The sequence below is a fragment of the Acidovorax sp. KPB24-03 genome, from assembly GCF_057546605.1.
This window is the reverse complement of the sequence record NZ_BAAJYR010000288.1, coordinates 1-4,483: the sequence shown is the minus strand read 5'-3', so window position 1 is coordinate 4,483 and position 4,483 is coordinate 1. Positions and strand designations below refer to the sequence as shown.

At 68.2% G+C, this 4,483-nt stretch carries 5 protein-coding genes; all 5 read right to left on the bottom strand.

The genetic code is table 11. The features are described from left to right. Window positions 1–483 (bottom strand): ABC transporter ATP-binding protein (locus tag AC27KI_RS19325; RefSeq protein ID WP_487115318.1); only part of this gene is annotated, 483 nt, incomplete at its 3' end. A gap of 1 nt (window position 484) precedes the next feature. Beyond that, window positions 485–1,378, bottom strand: coding sequence for a carbohydrate ABC transporter permease (locus tag AC27KI_RS19320; RefSeq protein WP_487089741.1), 894 nt, complete (start codon window positions 1,376–1,378; stop codon window positions 485–487). Beyond that, window positions 1,365–2,279 (bottom strand): carbohydrate ABC transporter permease, encoded by a 915-nt coding sequence (locus AC27KI_RS19315; RefSeq protein WP_487089742.1) that lies wholly within the window; start codon window positions 2,277–2,279, stop codon window positions 1,365–1,367. Before AC27KI_RS19315 ends, AC27KI_RS19320 begins: the two co-directional genes overlap by 14 nt. A 7-nt stretch (window positions 2,280–2,286) precedes the next feature. Further along, a complete protein-coding gene (locus AC27KI_RS19310; RefSeq protein ID WP_284405250.1) occupies window positions 2,287–3,618 on the bottom strand; it encodes an ABC transporter substrate-binding protein in 1,332 nt (443 codons plus the stop codon). A gap of 18 nt (window positions 3,619–3,636) precedes the next feature. Further along, window positions 3,637–4,483, bottom strand: an 847-nt coding sequence (locus AC27KI_RS19305) for a TauD/TfdA dioxygenase family protein (RefSeq protein ID WP_487115316.1), incomplete at its 5' end; no start/stop codon positions are given.

The window sequence follows — 4,483 nt, the reverse complement described above, 5'->3', positions numbered from 1 at the left end:
CAGCGGCTCGTCGAACAGGAAGGCATGGGGCTGGCGCACGATGGCGCGGCCCATGGCCACGCGCTGGCGCTGGCCGCCCGAGAGCTGGCGCGGCGTGCGGTCCAGCAAGGCTTCCAGGCCCAGGATGGCGGCCACCTCGTCCACCCGGCGCCGGATGGCGGCCTGGCTCTCGCCCTGCAGCTTCAGCGAGAAGCCCAGGTTCTGCGCCACCGTCATGTGGGGGTAGAGCGCGTAGTTCTGGAACACCATGGCGATGTTGCGGTCCTTAGGCGCCACGTCGTTGATCACGCGCCCGCCCAGCCGGATCTCGCCGCTGGTGATGGTTTCGAGCCCCGCGATGGCGCGTAGCAGCGTGGACTTGCCGCAGCCCGAGGGCCCGACGAGCGCGACGAACTCGCCGTCGCGGATGTGGATGTCCACCCCGTGGATCACGGGTGTGCCGCCGTAGTGCTTGACGATCTGGTGAAGGGACAGTTCGGCCATGTCAGTCCTTGACGCCGCCGGCCGTGAGCCCGCGCACGAGGTAGGTGCGCACGAGCACCGTGAAGATCACCACCGGGAACATCACCAGCGTGCCGCTGGCGGCGATCTTGGTCCACTCCCAGCCTTCGTACTGCAGGAAGTTGACGATGGCCACCGGGGCGGTGACGGCATTCGTGCGCGTGAGGATCAGTGCGTAGAAGAAGTCGTTCCACGAGAAGATGAAGCACAGCACGGCGGTGGCCGCCAGCCCGGGGGCCGCCAGCGGCAGCGTGATGCGCCAGAAGGCCTGCCAGACGCCGCAGCCGTCGATGTAGGCCGCCTCTTCGAGCGCGGTGGGCACCGCTTCGAAGAAGGTCTGCATCAGCCAGATCACGATCGCCAGATTGAAGGTGAGATAGACGATGGCCAGGCCCACGATGGTGTCCTGCAGGCCGAGCCAGCGGTAGGCCAGGAAGAACGGGATGGTGAAGGCGATGGGCGGCGCCATGCGCGTCACCAGGATCCAAAGGGCCACCTGGCGCCGCCACCGGAACTGCCAGCGCGTGAGTGCATAGGCGGCCGGCACGCCGATCAGCAGCGACAGGCCGGTGGACAGGGTGCTGACCGCCAGGCTGTTCCAGAACGACTTGAGGAAGTGGCCCTGCAGCAGGCTGCGAAAGCCTTCCAGCGTGGGCGTGAAGAGCAGGCGGTCCTCGAAGATGTCCGCGCCGGGCCGGAAGGCCAGCTGCACCAGCCACAGGAAGGGGAACATCACCACCAGCAGCAGAGCGACGGCCACGAGGCCGCGCGCATGGCGGCGCAGCCATCTGGCACGCCGCGCATCTGGCAAGCGCCGCGCGGCAGGGGGCGGCGTGAACGTGGAGGGCAGGGGCAGGGCGGCTTCAGCGTTTGTCATGGTCGTTCCATCCGAGGCGGCCCACCAGCCAGCTGAGCGCGAACACGCCCGCGAGAATCACCATCGCGATGGCGCTGGCGTACCCCCAGTAGGAGAAATTGAAGGCCTGGATGAAGCCGTAGTAGTTGGTCACCTCGGTCACCGTGCCCGGGCCGCCATCGGTCAGCACGTAGATCAGCGGAAAGGCCTTGAAGCTGTCGATCAGCCGGAACAGGCCGCACACCACCAGCACCGGCCTCAGGTAGGGCAGCACGATGTACCGGAACAGTTGCCAGCGGTTGGCGCCGTCCAGGCTCGCGGCCTCCAGCGGGTCGTCCGGCACCATCTGCAGCGTGGCCAGCACCATCAGCAGGGTGAACGGAAACCACTGCCAGGTGTCGGCGATGGAGATGGCCCACAAGGCCGTGTCGGGGTTGGCGATCAGCGAGCGCACCGGCAGGCCCACCGCCTCCAGCGCGCGGTGCAGAGGGCTCACGTCGGGCGTGTACAGGATCTTCCAGATCAGCGCCACCACGATGGGTGGGAGCACCATGGGGATCAGGAACGCCGTGCGCGTGGCGCCCAGCAGCTTGGAGCGCCCGTTGAGCAGCAGGGCCAGGCCCAGCCCCACGCCCAGTTGCAGCGCCACGCTGGAGACCGACAGCTGCAGCTGCGTGGCGATGGAGCGCAGAAAGCGCGCGTCCTCCAGCAGGTGGCGGTAGTTCACCAGCGGATCGTCGAAGCGGAAGGTGCCGGCTGCGTCGGTGAGGCTCAGGGGCGTGAAGCTCGTCACCAGCAGCGCCGTGGCCGGCGCCAGCGTGATGACCAGCAGCACGGCCAGCGAGGGCAGCAGGCCCCAGAGGAAGGCGCGGCGGCGCGCCGCTTCCCAGCCGAGGCCGGGGCGCAGAGTCAAGGTGTTCACCGCCGGCTCACAGCTTCAGCCCGGCGCGCTGGAGCTCGGTGATCGATTGGGCCTGCGCCTGCTGCAGCGCCTGCCGGGCGCTGGCCTGGCCGGAAGCGATCAGCGCGATCGCCTTGTTGAGCTGCTGGTCCACTTGCGGGTAGACCGACACCGTGCGGTACTTCATGTGCCCGGTCTTGGAGGCCAGCTCGATCGAGTCCAGTGCCAGTTGCGCCAGGTCGTTGCCGTTGATGACCTGCCTGGCGCGGAACTCCCGGGAGTCGATGTCCGAACGGCGCGCCGGCGAGCCGTACCCGGCCAGCACCGCTTTGCGCGTGGTCTGCTTGGACAGCGCCCACTGGATGAAGGCCCACGCGGCCTCCTTGTTCTTCGACCCCGTCGGAATGCCCAGGCCATGCACGGCCGTGCCCGGAAAGCGCCCTGCAGGCCCCTTGGGCACCTGGCCGAACTGCAGTGTCTTCAAGGTCTTGCTGGAGGCCGGGTCCCCCAGTTGCGCGAGATGCAACTGCCCCGCATCGGTGAAATTGACGCGGCCGAGCTTGAGCGCCTGGGTCACCTGGTCGGGCGTGTAGGTGATGGCACCGTCGGGCCCGAACTCTCGCAGCAGGCTGGCGTAGTACTCGGCCGCTGCGATGGCTTCGGGCGTGTCCAGCGTGGGGTACAGGTCGTCCGGTGCCTTGCGGAACACGTCGCCACCGAAGGCATGCAGATAAGGCACGAAGGTCCAGCCGTAGTGGCTGTCGGACACGAAGCCCGCCACGCGCTCCTTCTTGTTCACGGCGCGCAGCACCTTCACCAGGTCGTCCGTGGTGTCGGGGTAGGCCAGGCCGGCCTGCTGCACCAGATCGAAGCGCGAGGAGGCGGACAGCAGCGCCTCGGCCGTCCAGGGAATGCCGTAGAGCTTGCCGTCCTTGCCGGTCTCGGGTGCGCGCGCGCCGGGCAAAAAGTCGTTCACGTCCCAGTCGGCGGGGGTGAGGTTGGGGTTCCTGATGAAATCGTCGAGCGGCGCGAGCCAGCCCGAGTGGATCCATCGGCTCGAGTAGATGAAGGTCACGTTGACCACGTCGTAGGCCGAGCCTTTGGTGGACAGCTCCAGGTCGGCACGCTGGTTGTAGACCGGGAACGAGGGCGTGTCGAAGTTCACCCTGGCGCCCGTGAGCGACTCGAACTCGGGCAGGTACTGCTGCAGCAGCTTGGGGTAGGCCGCGCTGAAGGTCGAGACATTCAGGGTCACGCCCTGGAACTTCTTCGCACCGCTCTGCGCCTTCGCAAAGCCGGGCAGCAGGGCGGTGGCGCCCAGGGCCGATGCGGCCTGGAGCCACTGGCGTCGTTGGGTCATGTCGATGGCTCCGTGGCGTCAGGCGGTCGCGGTAATGACGCTGTCAATCTGCGCGTCGTTGGTGGCTTCGGGCCGCACGCGGGTGCGGCTGCGGCGCCCGTCCACCGCCACGGCGGGCTCGCCGTGTACCGTGACGCGGCGCACCACGCGGGCCTGGGTGCCGTAGTCGTTGATCGCGAAGTGCTGCGTCGCCCGGTTGTCCCAGATCGCCACGTCGTCCTGCTGCCACTGCCAGCGCACGGTGTTCTCCAGGCGGACCACGCGGTTTTGCAGGATCTCGAAGAGGCGTGCCGATTCGGTGCTGGAAAAGCCCGCGATCTTCTTGACGAAGTGGCCCAGCAGCAGCGCGCGCTCGCCCGACACGGGGTGCACGTGCACCACGGGGTGCTCGGCTTCGAACACGGAGGACACGAACACCTTGCGGTGGTGGTTCAGCCGTTCCTCCTCGACCACCACGCGCTCGGCGCCGTAGTCGTAGTCGTTGCTGTGCACGGCCCACAGGCCGTCCGCCAGGCGCTGGAGGTCTTCGGGCAGGCGGGCGTAGGCCGCCGCCGTGTTGGCCCACACCGTGTCGCCGCCGTAGGCCGGAATGGTCACGCCGCGCAGGATGCCGTACTTGGGGAACGCGTCGATGAAGGTCACGTCGGTGTGCCACGAATCGGCACGGCCACCGCCCTTGGAGGCGTCGAGTTCGAAGATGCGCGTGCCCGTGGGCGAGGGCACCGTGGGATGGGCCACGGTCTTGCCCAGGCGCGCGCCGAATGCCTGGTGCGCGGCATCGTCCAGGTGCGTCTGGCCGCGGAAGAACAGCACCTTGTGGCGCACCAGCGCGGCGGTGAGGTCGGCGATGGTCTCGTCGTCCAGC